At 43.9% G+C, this 23,625-nt stretch carries 23 protein-coding genes and 1 pseudogene; 2 read left to right on the top strand and 22 right to left on the bottom strand.

Translation table 11 applies throughout. The features are described 5' to 3' along the window. Positions 1-143: 143 nt before the first annotated feature. The 6 genes from upp to murI form a co-directional block, all read right to left on the bottom strand. Positions 144-776: a uracil phosphoribosyltransferase gene (gene upp, locus J3U75_RS01625; protein ID WP_100140079.1), complete on the bottom strand. Its 633-nt coding sequence runs from the start codon at positions 774-776 to the stop codon at positions 144-146. A 75-nt stretch (positions 777-851) separates the two neighbouring features. Beyond that, a complete protein-coding gene (gene grxD / locus J3U75_RS01620) occupies positions 852-1,163 on the bottom strand; it encodes a Grx4 family monothiol glutaredoxin (protein WP_267390202.1) in 312 nt (103 codons plus the stop codon). An 18-nt stretch (positions 1,164-1,181) separates the two neighbouring features. Next, complete coding sequence (locus J3U75_RS01615) at positions 1,182-2,444, bottom strand: RsmB/NOP family class I SAM-dependent RNA methyltransferase (protein WP_267390477.1); 1,263 nt, start codon at positions 2,442-2,444, stop codon at positions 1,182-1,184. A gap of 9 nt (positions 2,445-2,453) precedes the next feature. Continuing rightward, positions 2,454-3,128, bottom strand: a complete 675-nt coding sequence (locus J3U75_RS01610) for a DUF3108 domain-containing protein (RefSeq protein ID WP_267390201.1) — start codon at positions 3,126-3,128, stop codon at positions 2,454-2,456. A gap of 16 nt (positions 3,129-3,144) precedes the next feature. Beyond that, positions 3,145-3,777 carry a phosphoribosylglycinamide formyltransferase gene (gene purN / locus J3U75_RS01605; RefSeq protein ID WP_267390476.1) on the bottom strand — a complete coding sequence of 211 codons (633 nt, stop codon included), beginning with the start codon at positions 3,775-3,777 and terminating at the stop codon, positions 3,145-3,147. A 29-nt stretch (positions 3,778-3,806) separates the two neighbouring features. Beyond that, entirely contained in the window at positions 3,807-4,616 is an 810-nt protein-coding gene (murI, locus tag J3U75_RS01600) for a glutamate racemase (RefSeq protein ID WP_267390200.1), read from the bottom strand. Positions 4,617-4,851: 235 nt separating this feature from the next. On the opposite strand from murI, the gene tsaE reads away from it, so the two are divergent. Continuing rightward, on the top strand, positions 4,852-5,322 hold the full coding sequence (gene tsaE / locus J3U75_RS01595; protein WP_267390199.1) for a tRNA (adenosine(37)-N6)-threonylcarbamoyltransferase complex ATPase subunit type 1 TsaE: 471 nt from the start codon (positions 4,852-4,854) through the stop codon (positions 5,320-5,322). 2 nt (positions 5,323-5,324) lie between these two features. After that, complete coding sequence (locus tag J3U75_RS01590; protein ID WP_267390198.1) at positions 5,325-6,644, top strand: N-acetylmuramoyl-L-alanine amidase; 1,320 nt, start codon at positions 5,325-5,327, stop codon at positions 6,642-6,644. A gap of 89 nt (positions 6,645-6,733) precedes the next feature. Here the strand turns inward: J3U75_RS01590 and J3U75_RS01585 are convergent, their stop codons facing one another. The 16 genes and pseudogenes from J3U75_RS01585 to J3U75_RS01510 all read right to left on the bottom strand — a co-directional run bounded on the left by J3U75_RS01585 (position 6,734) and on the right by J3U75_RS01510 (position 23,504). Beyond that, positions 6,734-8,122: an efflux transporter outer membrane subunit gene (locus J3U75_RS01585; protein WP_267390197.1), complete on the bottom strand. Its 1,389-nt coding sequence runs from the start codon at positions 8,120-8,122 to the stop codon at positions 6,734-6,736. After that, complete coding sequence (locus tag J3U75_RS01580) at positions 8,119-9,216, bottom strand: ABC transporter permease (RefSeq protein ID WP_267390196.1); 1,098 nt, start codon at positions 9,214-9,216, stop codon at positions 8,119-8,121. Before J3U75_RS01580 ends, J3U75_RS01585 begins: the two co-directional genes overlap by 4 nt. Next, the gene (locus J3U75_RS01575; protein WP_267390195.1) at positions 9,216-10,343 is read right to left on the bottom strand and encodes an ABC transporter permease; all 1,128 of its coding nucleotides are present in this window, start codon (positions 10,341-10,343) and stop codon (positions 9,216-9,218) included. The genes J3U75_RS01580 and J3U75_RS01575 overlap by 1 nt, the downstream gene beginning before the upstream one ends. Next, entirely contained in the window at positions 10,340-12,094 is a 1,755-nt protein-coding gene (locus J3U75_RS01570; protein WP_267390194.1) for an ATP-binding cassette domain-containing protein, read from the bottom strand. Before J3U75_RS01570 ends, J3U75_RS01575 begins: the two co-directional genes overlap by 4 nt. A gap of 1 nt (position 12,095) precedes the next feature. Then, a complete protein-coding gene (gene hlyD / locus J3U75_RS01565) occupies positions 12,096-13,085 on the bottom strand; it encodes a secretion protein HlyD (protein ID WP_267390193.1) in 990 nt (329 codons plus the stop codon). A 12-nt stretch (positions 13,086-13,097) separates the two neighbouring features. Next, positions 13,098-13,769 carry a CerR family C-terminal domain-containing protein gene (locus J3U75_RS01560; protein ID WP_267390192.1) on the bottom strand — a complete coding sequence of 224 codons (672 nt, stop codon included), beginning with the start codon at positions 13,767-13,769 and terminating at the stop codon, positions 13,098-13,100. 204 nt (positions 13,770-13,973) lie between these two features. Then, entirely contained in the window at positions 13,974-14,615 is a 642-nt protein-coding gene (locus tag J3U75_RS01555; RefSeq protein WP_267390191.1) for a hypothetical protein, read from the bottom strand. Positions 14,616-14,626: 11 nt separating this feature from the next. Continuing rightward, the gene (locus J3U75_RS11365) at positions 14,627-15,538 is read right to left on the bottom strand and encodes a phage tail protein (RefSeq protein WP_416384671.1); all 912 of its coding nucleotides are present in this window, start codon (positions 15,536-15,538) and stop codon (positions 14,627-14,629) included. Further along, positions 15,536-15,721: pseudogene (locus J3U75_RS01545) on the bottom strand (phage tail protein); the annotation flags it as partial. The pseudogene J3U75_RS01545 and the gene J3U75_RS11365, both read right to left, overlap by 3 nt. Before the next feature lie 2 nt (positions 15,722-15,723). After that, a complete protein-coding gene (locus J3U75_RS01540) occupies positions 15,724-16,290 on the bottom strand; it encodes a YmfQ family protein (protein WP_267390190.1) in 567 nt (188 codons plus the stop codon). Further along, a complete protein-coding gene (locus J3U75_RS01535) occupies positions 16,287-17,339 on the bottom strand; it encodes a baseplate J/gp47 family protein (protein ID WP_267390189.1) in 1,053 nt (350 codons plus the stop codon). Before J3U75_RS01535 ends, J3U75_RS01540 begins: the two co-directional genes overlap by 4 nt. A gap of 25 nt (positions 17,340-17,364) precedes the next feature. Further along, positions 17,365-17,715 carry a phage GP46 family protein gene (locus tag J3U75_RS01530; protein WP_267390188.1) on the bottom strand — a complete coding sequence of 117 codons (351 nt, stop codon included), beginning with the start codon at positions 17,713-17,715 and terminating at the stop codon, positions 17,365-17,367. Between the two features lie 77 nt (positions 17,716-17,792). Continuing rightward, positions 17,793-18,473: a phage baseplate assembly protein V gene (locus tag J3U75_RS01525; RefSeq protein WP_100156902.1), complete on the bottom strand. Its 681-nt coding sequence runs from the start codon at positions 18,471-18,473 to the stop codon at positions 17,793-17,795. A 42-nt stretch (positions 18,474-18,515) separates the two neighbouring features. Beyond that, positions 18,516-19,655: a phage baseplate assembly protein gene (locus J3U75_RS01520; protein WP_267390187.1), complete on the bottom strand. Its 1,140-nt coding sequence runs from the start codon at positions 19,653-19,655 to the stop codon at positions 18,516-18,518. Beyond that, the gene (locus tag J3U75_RS01515) at positions 19,645-20,973 is read right to left on the bottom strand and encodes a DNA circularization protein (protein ID WP_267390186.1); all 1,329 of its coding nucleotides are present in this window, start codon (positions 20,971-20,973) and stop codon (positions 19,645-19,647) included. Before J3U75_RS01515 ends, J3U75_RS01520 begins: the two co-directional genes overlap by 11 nt. Further along, positions 20,973-23,504, bottom strand: coding sequence for a hypothetical protein (locus J3U75_RS01510; RefSeq protein WP_267390185.1), 2,532 nt, complete (start codon positions 23,502-23,504; stop codon positions 20,973-20,975). Before J3U75_RS01510 ends, J3U75_RS01515 begins: the two co-directional genes overlap by 1 nt. Positions 23,505-23,625 lie beyond the last annotated feature (121 nt).

The following is a 23,625-nucleotide window of genomic DNA, read 5'->3' as shown; positions in this document are numbered from 1 at the left end:
CGATTTAATTTACAGAATGTTCCCTGTTTACGGAAGTCTTTTTTCTTTTGGCATAAAAAAACAGAATACTTAGTCTAAGTATTCTGTTTTTAGTATATGCATGTCTGACCCATTGTCAGCAGGTGAAAGAATCCGATTTCAGATTACCAGTGTTTGGTACCGAAAATCTTATCGCCTGCATCACCTAGTCCAGGAATAATGTAGCCATTTTCATCCAGATGATCATCAAGAGCAGCCGCATAGATGGTGACATCGGGATGAGCCTCATTAACGGCTTTCACACCTTCTGGAGCAGCTACCAGCACCAGTGCCTTGATATCCTTACAGCCTTTTTTCTTCAGTAGCTCAATGGTGGCATTCATAGAACCACCAGTAGCCAGCATTGGGTCGATAATCAGAGCCGGACGTTTATCCATCTGGCTGACAAATTTTTCAAAATAAGGTACAGGTTCGAGGGTTTCTTCATCGCGCTGCAAGCCCACCACACTGATTTTAGCAGTTGGAATCAAATCCAATACGCCGTCGAGCATACCCAACCCAGCACGCAGAATTGGCACTACGGTTACCGTTTTACCTTTAATTTGGTAAGCATCTATCTCACCACACCAGCCCTGCATTTTGACAATTTCCACGTCAAAATCACGGCTGGCCTCATATGCCATTAAACGCGCCAGCTCTTTAGTCAGTGTGCGAAAACGATAGGTACTGCAATCCTCTTCACGCATCAGTGACAGTTTGTGCTTTACCAGCGGGTGGTCAATCACATTAATATTCATAGCCTGTTCCAAAAAATAATTGCTATAACACCTGAATGAAATCAGCTAGTTGAAAATCCTCTGAACCAATTCTGGTCAGACAGAGGCCAACAAAGTCTGCAATTCTCCTGCTTCATACATTTCCAGCATAATGTCAGAGCCACCAGCAAATTCGCCTTTCACATACAACTGCGGGATAGTCGGCCAGTCGGCATATTCTTTTATACCCTGACGGATTTCTTCATCTTCAAGTACATTCACAGTATAAAAGTCTTTTAAACCAGCTGCCTGCAGAATTTGTACTGCACGGGATGAAAAACCACACTGTGGGAATTGTTTTGTCCCTTTCATAAACAACACCACTGGATGTTCGGTAACAATGTTTTTAATTCTTTCCTGAGTACTCATTTACTTTCCTTGTTTCATTTACTTAATGCGTGTTAGCACAGCGGCAAAAAAGCCGTCTGTATGATGTTCACTGGTTGATAGTTGAAGATAATCACTGTGCATGGAAGACGGCGTATGGCTTTTAAGCAACGTATTCACCGGTTCGATGTGCCAGCCGTTATTGGCCGCCAGAAAATCATTTAACTGTTGCTGGTTTTCTGCCTCCAGAATACTGCATGTGGCATATACTAGCCGGCCGCCGGGACGTACCAACGCTGAAGCTGCTTGTAGTATAGATTGCTGCTGTTGCTGCAATGCAGCAACATTGTCACTGTTCTGGCGATATTTTAAATCAGGATTTCGGCGTAAAGTTCCCAGACCTGAGCAGGGTGCATCCACCAGCACACAATCTGCCTTCGCTTTGAGACGGGCAATGCGGGCATCGTGCTCATTATCGATACGCTGTGGATGAATGTTGGTTAATCCAGCGCGCACCATACGCGGCTTAAGATTAGCCAGCCGTTTTTCTGCCACATCTAAAGCATACAATCGTCCGCTACCGGCCATCATTGCGCCCATAGCCAGTGTTTTACCACCGGCGCCGGCACAAAAATCTACAGCAATCTGTCCGCGTTTTACACCCGTTAGTAATGCCAGCAACTGGCTGCCTTCATCCTGGACTTCCAGTACGCCATCCAGAAACAGTGGGTGACGGTTTAAAGCCGGCTTATCGGGAAAACGAATCCCCCAAGGTGAATAGGGGGTGGCTTCTGCACGCAGACCTTCAGCCTGTAGCGCAGCCAAAATTTTATCACGTTTACCTTTCAGGGTATTGACCCGTACATCCAGCGGTGCTGATTGCATGACACTGCGGCCATAAGCAACAATTTGCTCATCATCCCAATCCTGCTGCTGGAGGCATTCAATCATCCATTGCGGCAATTCTGCTGCTGTGGAAAGCGTACTAGCAAATTCAGACTTGTGGGCTTTTAGCTCTACCAACCAATCTTTCTCATCGGTATCACACAAAGTCTCTACCGCATGAACACTGAGGCCTCGGCCTAAAACCAGCGCAGCGAGTGCCGCGCGCCGAGGCTTATTATGCGGTTTTGGCAACATCTGCTGGATTTTCTGTAAATGCCGGATGGTGGCGAATACCGTTTCAGCTATTTCTTGCCGGTCACGAACACCAAGTTTGCGCTCACGGCGGAAAAAAGATGACAGCACGACATCTGCCGGCTGGCGGAATGTTAACACCTGCGCTAATGCGGAAGTGGTTAAATCTAGTTGTTGTGCATTGATCATAATTGTTTAAATAGCTTTTCCGTTTATCTGGCCAGCCTTCAGCTGCAATGTATATACTTTACCATTGTCCATATAACTGATGCGTACCGGAATATTGTTCAGCTGCGGTGCAAATGCATATTCCACCCGATCATCACCACGACTGATGCTGTACTGGCTGATTTCGATGTGCTGCCCATTAACCATTATTTGAGCGGAGCCCAGATTTTTAACCGCATCCAGCGGGTATACTTTCTTGCCATTGGTTAAATACGTATTTACCGGAAGTTTTCCCTGATTAAAGCCAAGCTGCCAGGCCAATGCAAACATATCATACACTGGTCCATTTACTGCTAGATGTCTGCTGGTATCGGATACCCTGCCATAATCCACACTCTGCCCGTTAAACCGTGCCTGAGCGTAGAGTTTACCAAAACGACTGTCTGTGTAGGTAAGCGGATTAAGCATTGTCCCGCTTACCGTACCGCTAGAGACAAACTGCATTTGGTAAATCAGCAAGCTGAGATCAGTGCTAATCTGAAACTGCCCGCTTTTTTGCTCAAAATCCATATTGACTGACAGACCATTATTGTCAACAAACTGTAATTGTGCCCGCTGCGGTAATTCTCCCGCATGAATTATAGAAGCCAGCATTAAACCAGCCCAAACCAACACTATTTTCGCCCACAATTTCAATTTCATACGCCACGTACACCAATCAATTTTTTAAGCAGACCAAACCATCAGTTATACCAGCTTCCAATCTGTTTACTCTGTTACCTTGTATTACCAGATTGCCTGCAACAAAATCAGCCACTGCCTGCGGCAAGAGCTGATGTTCAATCCGTAGCACGCGCTGAGCCAGAATTTCAGCTGTATCGCCATCCAGAACAGGGACGACACCCTGTGCAATAATTGGCCCACAATCCAGTTCAGCTGTAACAAAATGAATGGTGCAGCCAGCCACGCGGCAACCACTCTCCAATGCCCGCTGATGCGTATGCAGTCCGGGAAAAGCAGGCAGCAAAGAGGGATGGATGTTTATCAGCCGGCCCACATAATGCGTGCAAAATACCGGCGTTAATATCCTCATAAAGCCAGCTAAAACTACAAGGTCGGGCTGATACGTATCAATACGCTCCATCAGTGCCCTGTCAAATGCGTCTCGGCCTTCATAGTCTCGATGATTTAGTGCTTCAGTTGCCAGCCCATGCTCAGCCGCCCAAGCCAAACCTGCTGCATCACCCTGATTACTGATGACTGCTACAATTTTTGCCTGTGCAATATTAGATTTTACTAAGGCTTGCATATTGCTGCCACGTCCGGAAATCAGAATCACAACTCTTTTCATCATGTCAGTTTCTCCCTCTTGCTGAAGTTTTATCCCAAAGACACCATTTCCAGCTGCTCCAAACTGCGCCCGAGAAAGCGTTCTCCGATAGTCTGAAAGCGCAAGGGAATATCACTGACATAAAACCTGTATTTCGCGCCGGTATGATCTGGATTGGCCAGCTGATTTTCTTCCAGTGCTAACGCCGTGGCTTCTGCAGTAGTAATGGCTGAATCAACCAATTTTAGTCCCGGTGCTTCCTGTCGAATTAAGGGTTTGAGTAAAGGATAATGTGTACAGCCCAATACCAGTGTATCCACATCTTCAGCCAGTATCGGTTTTAGATATTCGCGTGCAGTCAAGCGAGTGACTTCATGATCTAGCCAGCCCTCTTCCACCAGTGGTACCAATAGGGGACAGGCCTGTGAGAAAACCCGTGTTTGCGGGTTCTGCTTGTGAATCGCCCGTGCATAGGCATTGCTGTTAACAGTGGTACTGGTAGCAATCACACCGATATGATTATTGCGTGTGCTATTCAGTGCTGCCTGCGCACCGGCAGCTATCACATCCAGTACCGGCATACTGCCGGCCAACTGCCGGATTCTCTCACGTGCTACTGCCGCTATGGTATTACAGGCCACCACTAGCGCCTTCACATCATGCTCTAGCAAAAACGAAACAATCTGTTCGGTATAGGCTTCGATGGTGTGTCTGGACTTCACCCCATACGGTACTCGTGCCGTATCCCCGAAATAAATAATATTTTCATTGGGCAGTCGTTCCATTAACGCCCGTACCACTGTCAGGCCGCCTACCCCGGAATCAAATACGCCTATCGGGCGCTTTTCAATTGCTGTCATGAGTCTCTTCATCTGTAGCCTAAACCATTCAGCACACCGTGCCCTGAACCGGTACAGACCCTTTAATTAAGGTAATTATAACATTGACCCGCGCTTATACTTACAGCAGAGCTATCATAGGCGTAGTAAAAATTCGGAATCAATTTGGCAAAATCACAAAACTGCTAAACTTTAATACTTTCACTCTTACAAACTTTATCGCATAATAAACCCGTTTTATTTATCTAAACTCATCATGTCTGCCTCTCACATCCAAGAAACTGTTCTGGCCGATGAAAACGATACCCTACACTTGGGCAGCCGTTTTGCTCAGCATATTAGCCCGCCATTAATCATCTGGCTGGAGGGAGATCTAGGTGCAGGCAAAACCACTTTTACCCGCGGACTGCTCAGTGCACTGGGCCATCAGGGTGCAGTCAAAAGCCCTACATATAATATTGTCGAAACTTATTCCTTCAATCGATTTGATTTGCATCACTTTGACTTATACCGATTTCAAAGCCCTGAAGAATGGCTGGATGCAGGACTAGACGAACTAATCACTTCAGACAGCGTTGTTCTGATTGAATGGCCGCAGCTTGGCGGTGATCTGGCTCCGCCAGCCGACATTATTTTAAATATCAGAATAAAAGAAAATGGCCGTACCGTACGAATGAGCGCCCTCACGGCCACTGGAAAACACACTCTAAACAAGATCACAGAATAACCATGCCTATTCACATTAGCCGCCGGAAATTATTGATTGCTTCCACCGGTTCGCTTTTAATTAGCCTTACTCCATTTGCCCGTGCCGCTCAGGCCGGTGCCGACATCGTAGCTTCTCGTATCTGGCCGGCCACAGCCTATACCAGAATGACTTTGGAATCTACCACACCTATCCAGTTCAAGTATTTTCAGTTGAAAAATCCGGACAGATTGGTCATTGATATTCAAGGTTCCGCCACCAATCAGGTATTGCGGGAGCTGAGCAGCAAAGTGATTCCGATGGATCCGTATATCGCAAGTGTCCGTATCGGCCAGTTTAATCCTGAAACCATCCGTATCGTGATGGATTTGAAAACCACCGTTAATCCGCAAGTGTTTTCGCTGGCGCCAGTGGCCAATTTCAAAAATCGTCTGGTTGTGGATTTATATCCTACCGCTACAGTGGCTATGGAGCAGGAAAAAAACGACCCATTAATGGCACTGTTACAAGACTACAGCCACGGCAAGGTCAATAGCGATGGCACAACCCGTCCTCAGGCCACTGCCTCCACACCGCCGGTACAAAAAACACCTGTAATCAAACCGCCGGTGACTAATCAGCCACCACAGCCCGGCAAACCAAACAAGCTTAACCGCCAGCCGGTTATCATGATTGACCCAGGACATGGTGGTGAAGATCCCGGAGCAACCGGCCCATCTGGGCTGCATGAAAAGGATGTAGTACTGGCTATCGGCAGAGAAATAAAAAAAATACTCGATTCATATGGTTATAAAACCTATATGACTCGCAACGAAGATATTTTTATTCCGTTGGGAGTACGCGTAGCCAAAGCACGTAAACTGCAAGCTGATGTGTTTGTCTCCGTTCATGCCGATGCCTTTACCAATCCATCTGCCAAAGGTACAGGGGTTTATGCCCTTAGCCCCAAAGGCGCCACCAGTGCAGCAGCCAAATATCTGGCGCAGACGCAGAATGCGGCCGACTCAATCGGCGGGGTAAATTATTCTACAGACAAAAATGTCAACAATACCTTGTTTGACCTTACCCAGACAGCCACTATTAACGACAGCCTAAAACTAGGCAAGGATGTTTTAAATCAATTAAGCCGAATCAATAATCTTCACAAAGGTAGTGTTGATCAGGCAAATTTTGCCGTCTTAAAAGCACCGGATATACCTTCAATACTGGTTGAAACTGCTTTTATTTCCAATCCAATTGAAGAACGTTTACTATCCAGCAGTGATTTCCGTCAGAAAGTGGCCAGCTCCATTGCCAGCGGCATAAAGGAATACTTATCTACCGCAATATTGGCTCGACGTTAACAAAATTTCTGTGTTGAACCTATACACGTATATTCCACTTGCCACTTAGATAACGCTATTTTTAGCGGGCAGTAATTGGATTTGCATGCTCAAATGCCTCCGCCAAGTGCCTTGACCACATCTACCATGGCACTGCTGGCTTTGCCTTGAGCCAGTGCAAGTGAGTACTGTGCCTCGGCATACTGCCGTTGCGCTTCAAGTACATCTGCCATAGATATATCGCCGGCACTGAAGCGCCGCTGCTGGCTGCGGAAAACTTGCTGCGCCTGCACCGCTGCTTCAGTCCACTTCGACACAGATTTTTGATAATATTGATAATTGCTCATCGCAGTTTCAGATTCATTCAACGCTTTAAGCACTGTTTGCTCATAATCCACTGCCGCCATTTTCTGTCTTGCCTGCGCAGCGTGTATTTCCGCTCTGATTTTGCCCCCATCCATAATCCGCCATGAAATAAACGGAAATACCGACCAGCTCTGATTAGATGAGCGGACTAATTTACCGGATGATAAAGCATCGAAACCACCATTGGCATTAATGGTGAGTTGCGGAAACTGTGCGGCAACCGCCACCCCCACCTCAGCATTGCTGGCTGCTAATTGACGCTCAGCAGCACGAATATCCGGCCGCCTACGCAAAATATCTGCTGGACTACCTGCCGGAATAGCCGGCAAAGAGCGTACTGGAATAGCAGTGCTGACTAGGAATAACTCCTTATTTGGCTGACCACCGGTCAAAATACTCAGCGCTAATGCTTCGGCACGGATGCGGGCTTGTATTTCTGGAATAGCAGCCTGAGCAGACAATAGACGTGTATCGATATTCTGAATTTCTATTTGAGCCAAATCTCCGGCCTGCACTCGGCGCAACACAATTTTACGTGTTTCACGCAGTGCCTCCAAAATACTCTCTTGAGCTTGTAATTGAGCCTGCGCACTTCTCATATCAAAATAACTGCGTACAATTTCTGAAGCCACGCTAAGTCTAATGGCATCAGCATCTTCCTGTAGCTGCTGATAGCGTGCCGCATCCGCGGCTACACTATTACGCACACGCCCAAACAAATCAATTTCCCATGTAATAGCGGTGCCAGCATAATTTCGCGTTTGATAGCGCTGATTGGGTAAGCTAACGTTGTCACTGTTGCGACTACGTGTACTACGTCCCTCTGCATCCGCTGTCGGCCAAAAACCACTGCGCGTACCAGCCAGTATTGCACGCGCTTCTTCGATTTTGAATACGGCATGGCGGATATCATGATTATTGGCTAGTCCCTCATCTATAAGCCGGTCAAGTAGCGGATCATGAAAATTTTGCCACCATTGATCCAGAGCCTCTGCCGGTTCATTATCTTTTTCAGGCAACGTCCATTGTTTGGGTATCTGGACAGCGGGTGGTCCCTTATACTGCGGTGCACTGATACAGGCACAGAGCAATAAAGTACTAGAAAACAAAATGGATAAGCGCAATCTATTCATGTTAATTTTTTCCGTACTGAAATAATCGCAATGCCCAGTGTTACACAGCCAATCAAGAGCATCGGCCACGCATTATGGAAAATATCCTTTGCTGGCATATTTTTAAGAAACACACCATGCAGTATGATGAGATAATGTTTAAACGGCATCAGCTCTGCCAGCCATTGCAGCACCTGCGGCATATTTTCCACCGGCGTGGCAAATCCAGACATCATCACCATCGGTATCATGACCCCAAACACCCCTAGAATTGCCTGCTGTTGAGTGGAACAAAAAGCTGATATGGCCAGTCCGATGCCGATAATGGAAACAATGAATACCATCATCGCCATCAGTAACAGCAGCAATGAACCGGTAAACGGAATGCCGAAAATCAACACTGCCGCTAGAATCATCATTAAAGACAACACAATACTGATGATGAAACCAGGGACACATTTAGCAATGATAATTTCAGCCGGTGTACAAGGCGAAACCAGCAGCTGATCAAAGGTACCCAGCTCCCGCTCACGTGCAATCGACAACGCAGCTGTCATCAGCGCAATCACAAATATCAGAATGCCAGATAATGCTGGTACAACAAACCATCGATAATTCAAATTCGGATTAAAGAAATTTCTAGCCGCAATCCGTTCTGTCTTCTGTGCCTGCACACCCATATTCTGGACAATTCTCTCAATATAGGAATAGGCAATTTGGCCGGCATTGGCACGACGTCCATCTATAATCACCTGCAAACTGGCAGATTGACCGGCAGCGATATCTCGAGAAAAATCTTCTGGAATAGTAATCGCCAACAGCACCTGTTTGCGGTCTATATCGGCATGCAACGCAGACGGATTGTCTGTCACCAGCACCTCTCTTACAAAACCAGCATGTTCTATGGTTCGCACCAGCTCCTGCGACCAATAACCATTGTCACGGTTATAAACCGATACTGTAACATTGCGCACATCCAGAGTAATCGCGAAAGAAAAAATCATTAACTGCATAATCGGCGGCACAATCAGAATAAATCGCGCCCTTTTATCACGCAGCAAACACAGAATTTCCTTGATAATCTGGGCGCGCAGTTGAAGCGAAAACAGCATCATTATCCCTCCAGACTTCTATGACATTTTGCTCGTGCCAGAACAAACAACAGTGCCCCGATTAATAGCATGGCTAGCATATCGGTCAATAAGAGCGACCAAATATTGCCTACCAGAAAAACCGTTTGCAGCGCCTCAACAAAATAACGCGTTGGAATAATATGAGTAATCAATCGGATCGGCCATGGCATACTGTCTATTTCAAATAGAAAACCGGACAACATAAACGCCGGCAAAAAACCCGTGAAAGCAGCCAACTGCGCGGCAATAAACTGATTTTTAGCTAATATCGATATCACCAGCCCCTGTCCCAGAGCCGGAATCAAAAATACTGCAGCCAGCATCATCAGCACCAGCCAACTACCCCTGAGCGGCACATCGAAAGCAAATACGGCCATTAGCGCCGAACCAAGCGTTGCCAGCATACCCAGCACAAAATAAGGCAACAATTTGCCCAGCAGTATTTCCGTAATCGTTGCGGGGGTAGATAGCAAGCCTTCCATCGTCCCACGCTCCCATTCTCTGGCCACCACCAGCGCCGTCAAAAGCGTACCAATCATCGTCATAATAATGGCTATAGAACCCGGAATCAGTGAACGCCGGCTTTCCAGTTCTGCATTAAACCAGAAACGAGGCTGGACTGATACCGGTGAAACAGTACTCTGACCATGCTGAGCTAACCACAGCGAAGCAATCCCTTGCGCATAGGCTGTAACAAAATTTGCGGTATTAGGTTGTGACCCATCCGCAATCACCTGAATCAGCAGATCATTATTACGGCTATGTAAACGAGTTTCTACGTCAGCAGGAATCACAACATAACCTCGAATTTTACTGGCTATGATTGCTGCTTTTGCCTCCTGAGTATGACGCATAGGCAAAACAGTAAAGTAACGTGAACCAGAAAAAGCTGCTGCCAGCGATTGTGCCGTCGGCGTATCTGAGCTTAGTACCACACCTACCGGCACTTTACGCACATCCAGCGAAACAGCAAAAGCAAACAGCAGCAACAAAATAACCGGCAATACAAAAGCGACGAATATTGCCGAAGGGTCGCGTACAATTTGTAGGCTTTCTTTATAAATAAGTGCACCAAGACGGTTCTTAACAGCACTTTTCCCCTGCTTCATACGGCCTCCGTACAGCCATTACGTTCAGCAGAGTTTGCACAATCCGCCGCATCAATCAATCGGATAAATGCCTGCTCCATCGTTGGTTCATCTCCTGCACTTGTACGTACCTTTTCTTTCAACCGGTCGGGTGTATCCAAAGCAATCAACCGTCCCTGATACATCAGAGCCACACGGTCACAATATTCTGCCTCATCCATAAAATGTGTCGTTACCATCACCGTCATCCCTTTCTGCACCATTCCGTTAATATGAATCCAGAATTCCCGACGCGTAATTGGATCTACACCAGAAGTGGGCTCATCCAGAAATAAAACCGGAGGACGATGCATCAGTGCACAAGCCAATGCCAGCCGCTGTTTGAAACCTAAAGGCAACTCATCAGGTGAATGTCTGAGATAAGGTGTCAGCTGAAAAATCTGAATCATCTCCTCAATGCGCTGCTGCTTGGTGCCCCCACTTAAACCATACATACCAGCAAATAAATTCAGGTTTTGCTCCACATTCAGCAAGCCATAAAGTGAAAACTTCTGCGCCATATAGCCCAGTTGCAACTTGGCTTTTTTAGTAGCATGGCGCAAATCCAGTCCGGCCACATGCGCCTGTCCACTGCTCGGACGCAACAAACCACACAACATTTTAAACGTGGTGGATTTACCTGCTCCATTGGGACCAAGCAACCCGAAAATCTCACCTTGTTTTACCTGAAAGCTGGAATCATCTGTGGCTATAAAATCCCCAAATTTTTTTGTTAGATGAATACATTCCACAGCGGCCGTGGCTAAATTAGGAAAAGAAGACATCTTTGCCGCCAGTGCCGACGTCCCTTTCGGACCTCCACCAAGTAAATCAATAAACGCATCTTCAAATCGGGGTGCCAACGGACGGATCGCGCCCCCTGTGTCCGCAGCCAGCGCCTCAATTTCTCTCGCATCATGACCGTGTCTGAGAACCAGTCGTAAAGAAGCCCCCTGAATTGTTCCATCACAGACACTATCCAAATTCAATGCCCTACTCAAAAGAGACCGCCGGTTTTCACTAAAACCATTTAATCCAAAACTTCTCCCTTGTAGTCTGGCCGTCAAGTCTGATGGTCTACCATCAAATACCAGTTTGCCTTCATTTAGCAGCAGCACCGAATCACACTTCTCCGCCTCATCCAAATAGGCTGTTGCCCATACCACAGCGACTCCGTCACCAGTCAGCTTTGCCACCATCTGCCACAAATCCTGCCGGCTTAAGGGGTCTACACCAACACCAGGTTCGTCCAGCAATAAAACATCAGGGGCAGCCATCATCGCACAGGCCAATCCCAGCTTCTGCTTCATCCCACCGGAAAGCTGACCAGCAAGGCGCTTGGAAAAAGGCTCCAGACGGGTAAATGCCAGCAGCTTACTGAACGATCTTTGGCTTTCCTGCGCATTCAGACCGCGCAATCTGGCATAAAGCTTCATGTTTTCAAGTACAGACAAATCCTCATACAGACCAAAACGCTGCGGCATATAACCCACATTAAAAGCAATTTTGTCCACATCCTGAACTGAATCCAGCCCAACAATATTAATATGCCCACTAGCAGGTGCCAGCAAACCAGTCATCAGCCGCATTAGCGTTGTTTTTCCTGCGCCATCTGGACCAACCAGTCCTGTGAGCCGGCCGGGATAAATAACCGCACTAACATCATGTAGCGCCCAGACCTCACCAAAACATCGCGAAACCTTATCCAGCACCACCGCAGGCCGCTGCGCCATTTCAGACTCCCTTATCGCTCAGCCGAATCGTCACCGGCATACCCTGTTTCAACGCATCATCATCATTCAATACAGTAATTCTGAGCCGGTAAACCAAATCAGTACGCAAATCCGTGGTTTCAACAGATTTAGGCGTAAATTCTGCACGCGGTGAAATAAAACCTATCTGGCCGGAATAAACTTTAGCTGAAGAATCCGTGTAAATAAAAACACGCGTCCCTTGTGCAATTTTGCCTAAAGCCGATTCATCAACATAAGCACGAACATATACCGGCTTGCGCAGCGACAGCGTATACACTGCATCTTGCGTACTTAGCATACTGCCCGGTTCCCGCACTCGGCTCATCACCACAGCATTATCTGGGGCCCGTAGCACCGTATCATTTAAAGCAGTATGCGCCTGTGCCAAACCTGCTTGCGCGCCCCGCAACTGCGCCCTCGCTGCCGCAATTTCTTCAATTCTCGCACCTGATTTTTGCAGCGATAAAGTCTGCTGTGCCGAAGCCAGTGAAGCCACCGCTACATCTCGATCCCGACGTACTTGTTCTAGCGTTTTTTCACTTGCATCGCCTGCTTTGACTAATTGCTGCTGACGCTTTAAATCCGCTTCGCTCTGCTGCAACATCGCCTGTGCTTTTGTTACTGCAGCAGCTGCTACTTTTATATCCTGCTGCCTGTTTCCGGCTTCAAGTTTTTGCAGCTCTGCCTGTGCTTTTGCCACTTCAGCCTCAGCCTGTGCTAATGCATGACGATAAGGCATATCATCCAGCAATGCCAATATTTGCCCTTTTTTAACCTTATCACCCTCTTTCACTTTTACAGACAACAGTCGGCCTGACTGACGAAAACCCATATCAACTTCGCGGATATCAACATTCCCATAAAGCGTCAGCGGCTGTCTGGCTGCCTGATAAAAATGCCATCCTGAGTACAACGCAATTAAAGCAATAACGACAACCACACCAGTCAATATCCGTTTTCTGCTAATCATGCTCCCTCTCCCTCAGGCAAAGACCACCGCAATGATATTGCGATGCACAACTGGCAATATTTTCTGCAATTCTTCTTCACCAATTGTTGTCCAGTTCATTCGTCTCAAAATACCAGTACGAACCACTCGCCAGACAGCTAGCAAGCCAAAAACACTGAAAGTGATCATCGCAGCCTCCTCTTCATCAGTATTACGCAAAACTTTTATCAATCTAATAATTTGCGTCAGCATGGGCCTGATAAATGTTGAAAACACATATTCAAAAGCAGCTGTAGGTTCCTGCTGTTCACGCATAATCAATTGCGCCCACTCTTTCGTTTTATCACTGGTCAGCAGTTTTAAAAATGTATTTGCCATCTCCAGCAACAAGGGCAAAAGAATTTCCTTTCTTCCATCCTTATCCAATGTCGACCAATCATATTTCTCGAGACAAAGGCGAATCTTGTCTTCTACTGGCGATATTTCACTCTTTAACTGGGTCGTAATTTTTTCAAAAGCCGCTAAATACAGCCCCTGTTTCCCTTTGAAATAGTAGTTAATCAGTGCCAAATTCACATTGGCAGCATGAGCAAGCTCCCGTGTACTAGCCGCATGAAAGCCATCACGGGCAAATACTTTAATAGCAGCATCAATCAACACTCGGCGTGTTAAATCACCTCGCTCCGCTTCTTTAAACTCATTCATAAAAATGTTCACAGAATTTATCAAAGTAATATTTTTAATTAAACGACTGATTAAGTCAATCGTTTAATTAAAATTTAGATAAAATTTTAAAATAAAATTAAAAAAAGAATCAGAACATAAAGCATAATAGCGCAAACTTTTAAGTTTTCAGGCATATCAATTTAAAATGCGCCGAGAGTTCCCAGCGCATTTTTCGAATCTTAATTAATAGTTTTTCTTCGCTTCATCCCAGAGCACAAAAATCTGCTCGTTGCTGATATTTAACGTTTGCATAAGAAAATCCCACATATCATCATTCATCAGCGTAAAACTTTGAGCTTCCGATATCACATTTCTTACCTTGATTAAATGGTCTCCGACTAGCTCACGCTCAGCAATATCCAGCAATTCCTTTTTATTTTTACTGTATTGCAATTCGATCGCAGTCAAAAACTGGCTGCGGGTGATTATTCCTGCTTTTTCCTTTTTATCTTGCAGACGTAATTCATCTGCATTATCCACATCCACCCATGCACCGGCCTCTTCTGACCATTCAGTAAAAGGCGCTGGAGCAAAAGTAGTTACATCATCAGGTAGTTTACCAACCGCAACAATAATTTGTTTTTCACCCGTATTCTTAGAATACACTGTTTCACCGCGATGGTCTTCTATATATTCCCATTGTCCATTATTCCATTGCGGAATAAAACCTTTTTTTTGTTCGGGCTCATCAGTCTGAATACACAAGCGTGGGATTAAATAATGGCCCCCTCCCTCAAGAGGGTCTAAATCAGCGCTGGTTATTCCCCTAAAAAAATTGTTTTCATCAAGCTGACAAACAGGAATTTCTAAAGGATAATTTTTCATAACATCGATCCTTAAATTTTGATACAGGCCAATAACGCAATGTTACGAGGTCGAGCCTCATTACCTCCGCTCACATCGGTGGCAAAATCATGGGTGTGATTGCCGTTGACATCAGTGACAAAATAATGGCTGTGAATACCGGAATTATTAGTAGATCCCCATCTTTCGATATTGCCGCCGTTTGATTCAAAATTAGACCCAGCACCATTAGTGCTAATTGGAACCCCATGATTGTGATCGCCATTGTTATGAGTCCAACCGGTATGGTTGTGGGCTCCAGATTCCCACGTTCTGCCATTGTGCATGTGGCTAAGATTTTGACTATCTTGCCATGAACCAAACTTCCGGCCCCCATCAACATTGCGTCCATCGTCCCATGAACGAATAAACTCAGCACGTAAATCTGGTAAATTAAATGTTGTATTTCCATCGCCAGATCCGTACATCGTACCTATTGCGGCAAAAAGATTTGAATATGTTGTCCGCGACAAGGCCGCCCCATTTGCTTTTAACCAGCCGGTAGGAGCCATGCTCTGGGAAAAATACATGATTGCGCCAGAAGGTGTCGTGTTTATATCCTTTGAACCATCAAAAGGGACGCCATTAATCAATCGTGCAGTTTTTAGTCTAGTAGCTGAATCTGCATTCCCTGTAGTATCCTGATTACCTGCTATATTAACACCGGGTAAATCAATATCACTTTTGGCATTAAATGTCACACCACCGATTTTTCGTGCAGCAATCAGTTCTGCATAAAGTGCAGTTTTAGCTACCCCATCTTTATCCAGTTTGCAATCAAACAATGCTTTACCTTGCCGTGCTGATAAAGCCGCCAAAGCATCATCCGAATCTAAACTATCTATAATCCGAGTTATGCCGGCAACCTTATCTGTGGCACTTGCAGGAACATTGGCGGCAATCAATTTCTTGATAGCAGCAATGACTTGACTCTGATTTGCCTTTTCTGGCTTGATGCCGGCTGCTGTCAGGATGGCGATTAGTTCAGCCTGTACCTGATTCAGCCAGCTGGCAGGTAGAACTGTACCCAGTTCGCTAATACCATCGCCATCGTGAAAAAAGCCGTCTTGTGTATCTATTGGATACATATTTATTTATCCTTATATGTAAAACGTATATCAGTGAATGCCGGTTTTAAATCTTTTAAAACACTTTCAATTACGACATCACCATATGCTGTTAATCTGTCACCGGCAGTAGACATACCTGCACGGAATTGAGTTGCACGACTGTCTGCATTTTTGATATTTACCCACCATACCCACATAATGTCTTCACGTGCCAGCCTGTGGCCTACTCGACTAATACCGACTCGAAAAGGCTGTGGTTCTGTTATATAAATGTCATAACCAATGGATGCAGCCATTTGCATAAAATAGGGAATACTCAAGCCGCCTGTTTCGTTGATTTTCGTGATAACCCCTTGTATTCGCTGTTGACCATTCTTCCCAGTACAATCCAGATTGAGCATTTCCTCCCAGCGTACAATGTAGTTACCAGACGTACGCGGGTCAATAACGCCAAGCTTGCGGCGTGCCGCATTCTGGACTTCATCCAGACAAGCACCATCAACGGCGGCTGCATTTCTTATTGAGGAAGCCGTGCGGTTGTAAGCAACTGGAGGTAATAATCCTAATAAGGTATCTTTGTAATTCATAGCAAGCCCACATCAACCTCACCAAGCATAAACCACTCTATTTTTTTGTTTGTTTCAGCCACAAGATTACCCTTAGGCAAAGTCATTTTTCGGTCTGTAACGCTTGTTACATCACTGATTACAGCTTCCAGCTGAGAGGCAATCACACTATCCCCGGGTTTTAACGCGCTGAAATGTTCTTGTAGTGCTTGTTTAATATCGTTAGCAGCTTTATCAAAAGTCCCCCCGGACAGGCTTACCTTAACTTCTATGTCTACCTTGGTTACATCAGGCTTGACTACCATACTGTTTTTAGCGGTAACAGGGCGCACAGAATCAATATAATTTTGTACTTTGCTAACTATGTCATCACTGGGTACATTATCACCACTGGTAATAACCACATCGACTGTACCTAATCCGCGGCGTAAGGGATAAACATAAGCACTGGTCACCCCATCCACACTCAAAGCCCAAGCTTTATAATCATATTGATTACCTCCGGCCGGTGGACGACGCAATAAATCAAGCAAACGATTTAATAAAGAATTGTCACTTTCAACATCAGTACCACCAGTCACATCAAGGTTTACCAGATCACTGGATACACCCACAGGAGCAGCCATAAACTGTGCTGTCTTATTATGTTGATTTGATATGACACCAGGCTCAAGCGACCTTATGCTCAAAACAACAGTACCATCCTCTTTAATGTAAGCTTTTTCCAAAACCGTATATAAACGTTCTCCACATTTAATTTGCAAATCAGCATCAATTGATGCTTGCGGAATACCATGTGCGATAACAGTACCACTGGCCGAAGTCGCATTTTTACGGCGTATACCACGCAGATTACAATGTCGTTCCAGAAAATCTGTATCTGCTGTATCTGGAAAAAACTGTTTTAATATCCATGCCTGATGGGCATACTGACCAGTGGCACAACTGGCCAAACTACTAGCACGTATATAATTATCACTATCTGAAGAAACATCTGTTTCTGGATTTAATGAAACCATATCACGCAAAATAGCCTGACGGATCTCTTCAAAGGTAGGAATATTATGCATATTTAAAATCCATTTAATTATTCTTTCAGATTACTTTAACCGGACATTCAAATATAAATTTTTCTCCTGTCATCTCCGTTACCTGTATATTCAAATGAAGCTGGCCATTATGTGTCTGCAAAGTTGTCACAGAAATATCTGTTGAACGTCCATCATCAATAATGGGCTGTAATGCTTGCTGTGCATACTGTTGAGCAAGTAAGCTAACAGATTGCACATCTTTCTCACGCTCCAATGTATAAAGCAACGAACCCAATTTTTTATCTCCCCAATAGCTGCCCAGCGGCGTCATCAGACGCAGATAAACAGCGTTTTGCAGATTATTGATTGTTTGTCCGCTGTAATCACCATTTCGGGTATTAATTTCTCTGTCCATAAATCATTCCATTTATATATTTTTATAATTTACTTGTGTTACAGCATTAAAATAAAGCTGAACAGCTTTAGTAGATTTCAGACAGGTTTGCCTACACTTACAGTATGATCATGTTCAGTCAGACTGATACCATCGGCTTTAACATCACCTACCGTAGTAAAGCTGCCTTCAGTTTGAACAACATTGCCAGAAAAGGTTGCACCCTGCCCCCCTTTAATTTCCAATCCGCCATTTCCATTAATCTGACCCGCAGCAGTAATTTCCTGAGAACAACTAACATTACAAGCAGTAATATCCACACCAGCCTGAGCATCAATACTAATCCCGGCAGCTGCTTCAATTTTCACACCAGCTGGAGCCTTAATATTCAAAGTCTCACAGTCAATTTCTATCAATCTGCCATTTTTTAATGTAATAGATGCGCCAGACTGGTTATAAACAGCCACCTCACCAGAAGCCAAAGCTTTTATACGATATGCCCCATGCTCAGTTCCAATAATAATGCCATGGGTGGTTTGTCCGCTTAGCGGTAAAATAATAGCTTCAGAACCAACCGGCGGATTACTGGTAAAACCGAATTGCTGCATATGCTCCACATCCTGTAACAACTCATCAGCTAGAGCAGAAATTTGTGCAGATTGAATCGGCTCAGTAGCATTGACACGTGTCAACCTGCCTCGAAAAGCCTGCCGCACAGAACTAGTTGTATTAGAAATGGTTGTCCGGGTTTTATTAACTAATTTTGCAACATAACTCATTTAATACACCCATTATTGTTATAAATTTATTTCAACGCATTACTAACGTGTCAATTGATTAACTTGCCGGTTAGTCACCCCTTTACGTTTACCTTTGCGCGAACGTGCAGCAGCAGACTTTTTCACATAAGCATCCGGAGTCCAAATTCCATCTTCTTTTAAGCGAAGTTCTGTCATCGTTCCTCCGCTGCGGCTAAGAAAAAACCGCCGTCCCATGATAAAAAAAATCGCATCTATCTGTTGATCTTCATCGATAACATGCACCCTTTGCCCGGGTTTCCATAAAACACCATTTTGGGTTTTATGATCAGCAACAGTAACAGTTAAGGTAAAACCTTCAAGGCGCCAGTCAGAAAGCATTTTCTTAGCCTGAACTTTGAGCTGTTCCAGATTTTCAGCATCACCAATGACAACCGTTTTAGGTTTATATAACGTCATGGTTTCATCTTTATATACCCATTTCAGATCATGCTTAGATGAGTTGGCATAGCGTGTATGGCTTTGTCCAAGAAACGTTACTTCCGAATAGCGATTTTCCGTACTGTACTCAATTTCAATACTTTGAATATTACGCCGATTGTCATTTTTACTATGAAACAATGAAGCTACAGGCTGGCTAGCATAATCGGCCCCTCCAACTACCAGCGTACCATCGGGTTCAAGCCAGACATGCAACCCAGCTTTATAGGCAATTTTGCTCAGCGCCTGCCAAGCCGTTTCCCCCGGCTCTATGTCAATCTTGTCCAATACCGGATTCTTTTCTGCTTTTAAAACCACATTTTTAATCTGCGGCCATGGTTTGACAATTTTTTGTGCAGCACTTAAGACATTCATTCCTTTGACATTAATTTGTGCCACACTGCAATCAACCAGTAATCCGGCTAGGTCGCGGCCATTAAAAGCGATACTGTGATTATTTTTATCTATTGCTTCATTCTGATGGCCAATAATACCGGTCATTACCAGCTGCTGATTAATCAACACCTCACATTGCAAAGAACTATAATCCGCTAATAAAGCCTGATTTTGTGACACATTAGTTACAAAACTGAACGCATCTGCCGGTATCAAAAAATCACTGTCAATATCATAACTAAGCCAATCTTTATGTTCTTTACCGCCAACCCGCACCACCACTTCATTACCATAAGGATAAGGTGCCAAATCACTTTCATTTAACATAATAATTAATCCAGTCATTACGCTTAATGAAAGAAGGGTGGCACAAATGAGGATTGAGACGGATCAACTCACTAGCCCGGTTTAAATCTTGGTAAAGTAAATAAGCCAATTGATGAATCGTTCCACTTATTTCGGCTTTACGTGTACGCATAGGTGGCTTTTGATTAATGACAGACAAAATATAATCATTAAACAGAGCAGCTATATTGGCCAGCATCTGTATTAAAATTGTCGTCTGCGTATAAAAAGCAGCAGCATTAATACTTTTTATATTTTCAGCATAATCATAAGTTCCACGTAAACTATTAATTAAACCTTGTATACGTAGCCGTAAATTATTATTAATAAGTTGCAGCTCATTAGCTGTAACATGATCACTATTTATTTCAATGATATTAACTGTAATCTGAACCAAATACACAGTACTCAGAAATTGTAAAATCTGAGCAACCGGTTTCATCTGAATTTCCGCAATTCTTTGTACATGATTAATAGCTGCCTCCTGAGATTCCTGCACATTCTGATTATGAAGAATATTTTCTGGCAATTGGTTCAAAATATCTACACGATTACCTATCAAATCAAAAGCCTGTCTGCTGCTTAAACTACCTGTGCCAAAATTACTTTCGTTATTCAAACCAGAACACACCATACTGGCCATAGTATCAATTAGTCCCCTGACATCCTGACTAAAAGTAATTGAAGAATAATTTTTAGAAGTCTGATATAGCAAAGGATCAAGATCAAAAAAACGTCTCACACTCCCAGCTACCCCACATAAAGCAGCAAACACACCATTACTACTCCCCCAAATAGAGGCCCCCCCCTCACGTACCGTTAACAATACGTTGCTATATGCCAATAACTGCTGCGTAAACTGATCAAGAGAATTCTGAATCTGTTCTAATTTGACCAACCATTGATTTTCAAATAAAAACAACGGTGCTGACTCTTTGGCTTCAAAAAACGTTATATCCAGTGCAACATAATTAACTGCTTCAGCCTCAGTACGAAAAGACCAGCTGGCAGCAATCATATTGGGCAACAAACCCAAAACCGGATGAACCAGCGTACCAGCACCAGGTTCTTCAAGCACGGTAAGAAGCTTCATCAACTGCGAATCAAAACTTGAACCAAAGTAAACAGCTGCAATCTGACATTGCCGCCCCTGTGCACCCAGGTCTTCAATATCAGAGCCATTGGCGAAAGGTCGGCCATGTCTTACCAGCGATTTTTCATTTTTATCATTAATAGAAATGACATCAAAAGCAATATTTTTATAACTGGCTTTTTGCAGATTATTTTTCCACATGGTCATTATTGTGCTCCCCCTCGGTTATACATTTCCACTTGATTACGTGAAACTATATTACTGATTACTCTCCCATCCAGCGTCAAAGTTACATTATTCTGTATAACCTGTTGCTGACTCGAAAGTATGGTAGCTATTTTGTCTAAACGTATACCCAGCTCCAGTACAATAGACTGGAACGCATTTTGAAATTGCTCATTCTGCTGTACCAACACAGATTGCCCAGCAGGCAACTGATTTTCATCAGCATGCATATTGGCAGGTATATTTTTATACGACATCATCATCGCTGTGGATGTCATCATATAATTGCCATTCAGCATCTGCTCCCTATCACTAGTCAATTTTAATTGGCTAGACAAAGCAGGATTGACGCCATAAGCATCATGCCAATCCGAAGACACCCTCTGTCCACTGAATGTATTTGCTGCTGTATGAATATTTTCATTTTCGTTGGTTTGGGTAACCTTATCGCCTATTTTATCGCCCAACATACTGCCGCCGATGCCACCAATCAAACCACCAACTAGCCCACCTAGAACAGTACCCACACCTGGAAATATAAATGTGCCGATTGCCGCACCAATCTCTCCACCTGCCCATGCACCAGCCATACTTCCCGTTGTTGAGGATGCATTTTTTATTTGAGCGGTCTTTTTCTGTTCAGCAGTTAAACTGTCATCATTTGCAATTGCAATTCCATTAGCTACACCACCAATAGCAGATAAAGCTAAATTACCCCGACCCATCACTTTACCAGCCATTTTTGCCGGAAATTTTCTGGATTTCAAAGTTGTCTTAGAAGATGATGGCGTTTTACTACCTTTGTTTTTACTGTTTTTATTTCTTTTTTTATCAAAATCGTCACCACCATCAATCTCGATATCATTTTTCTGTCCAGATCCGGATAGTGAACCCAACGTTTGCAATGCAGTAGCAGCACTGCCTGCTGCTGCAGCTAAAGCAGTTACCGCTAAAGTCAGTACCGGAAACTCCGCTGACAGTTCAGTTAATTTAGTTTGAAAGCCAACAAGTGGTTCTACAGCCTCACTTCTACCCAATGTTGTCAGCGCATGATTTTTTTCTTGCTGAAATTCTGGATTAGCAGCTAAAACAGCTGCATGTCTATCTGAAGAACTTTCACCAGATTGCGTAAATAATTTTGTTTGCGGTTGTAACAGATTCTGGTTACTTAAATTAGCATGAACAGCATCTTTCGCCTCTTCTGGTATAAATGATAGAAGCTTATCTTGTCTGGCCTGCATCAGCTGACTGGAATACAAATCTCCAGAGTCGGCTTTTTGCTTTAAATTCTGATAATTTTTATCTTTAGCTAAGATTTCAGTACAAACCTTAAGCAAAGATTGAACATCATTTAGGCCTTGCTTGCCACCCTCTTCTCTTATTTTATTCCAGTCTAAATGTCTGTTTGGTGAATTAGGATCTTTAACACGACTCAGTTTTTCTGTAAGACTAGGATCAGCCAGAGCCCCAAGCAAAGCCTTAACACTCTTAGCAGCATCCTCATTCGAATCAGAATGGGTAGAAGTAGCTTGTAAACTAGATATCAAATAATCAATACTGCGAATATCTGTTAACCCAGCTTTTTTTCCAGATGATAGTAATTCTGGTAGCTCACTACTAAGCTCAGCTATCGAAAACTTACCCTGCTTAGTTGAATCAATAATATGATCAGAAACCAGATGATAATCTTGATTTTTTAAACCATAATCTGCAAAAGATTTAAACAGTTTAGCCGTATTTTCATGATCATATTTACCCACTTCAGTGGATGAATTTATCATACTACGATGGGCATAAGGAATAGTGGCTTTAACTTGATCAAGAGTCATGTTTTGTTGCAACATATCATTGATCAAATCTAGAGCAGCTTGTGAAGTCCCACCATTTGAGGCAACCAGTCCTTTCACCAAAGACTGAATTTCTTTTACACCCTCAGTTTTAATCCATTCAGTTGATTTACTTTTATCGGATACATAAGCTTTAGCAGCAGTTTGTAACACACCCGAACGTAATTTTTTTTCATCATCAATTGATGGACTAACAGCATCATATACGGCTTTGCCACCTTTAATAATAGCGCTACCTGCCGACTTAGCTGTATTCCATCCGGAATTTTTTGAAACCCCCGAATTTTTCTGAATTTTAGAGCTTTTTTCTAACTCTTTATTTAATTCGCGAATACTATTGCGTGATGCCTTACTAGCATTCTGAATCTGTTTTTGCGCAGCACTGGCTGTGGCCGCAAAATTTTTATAAGCATTCCCACTTTTGATGATTTCACGCTGAATCTGCTGCTCAGCACGCAACTCCTTGCGTAAACGTACTTCAGCTGTTCGTTGCTGTTCTCTCTGAATTTGCTGAATAATGCGAATTTGTGATTTACCCGCCTTTTCACTTTCCCGAATAGCAACTGCTGCCGTTCGTTTTATCTGCTGTTCAAGCTTTTTAACTTCTTCTGTCATTTTCACGATAGAAGCCTGCTGTTTTGCCAACGAATCCTGATTGGAAGACATATCAATACTCTCTCTTAATTATAGTTATATTAATTCCAAATGATTAAATGAATTGAAAGAAATGAATAGACTTCAGCAGCATCAATGCATAATCCCTGCCACAAGACAGGGATTATGTATT

Origin of the sequence: Snodgrassella sp. B3088 (assembly GCF_026535815.1) — a bacterium.
Taxonomy (GTDB): domain Bacteria; phylum Pseudomonadota; class Gammaproteobacteria; order Burkholderiales; family Neisseriaceae; genus Snodgrassella; species Snodgrassella alvi_E.
This window is presented reverse-complemented; position numbering and strand designations above follow the sequence as displayed.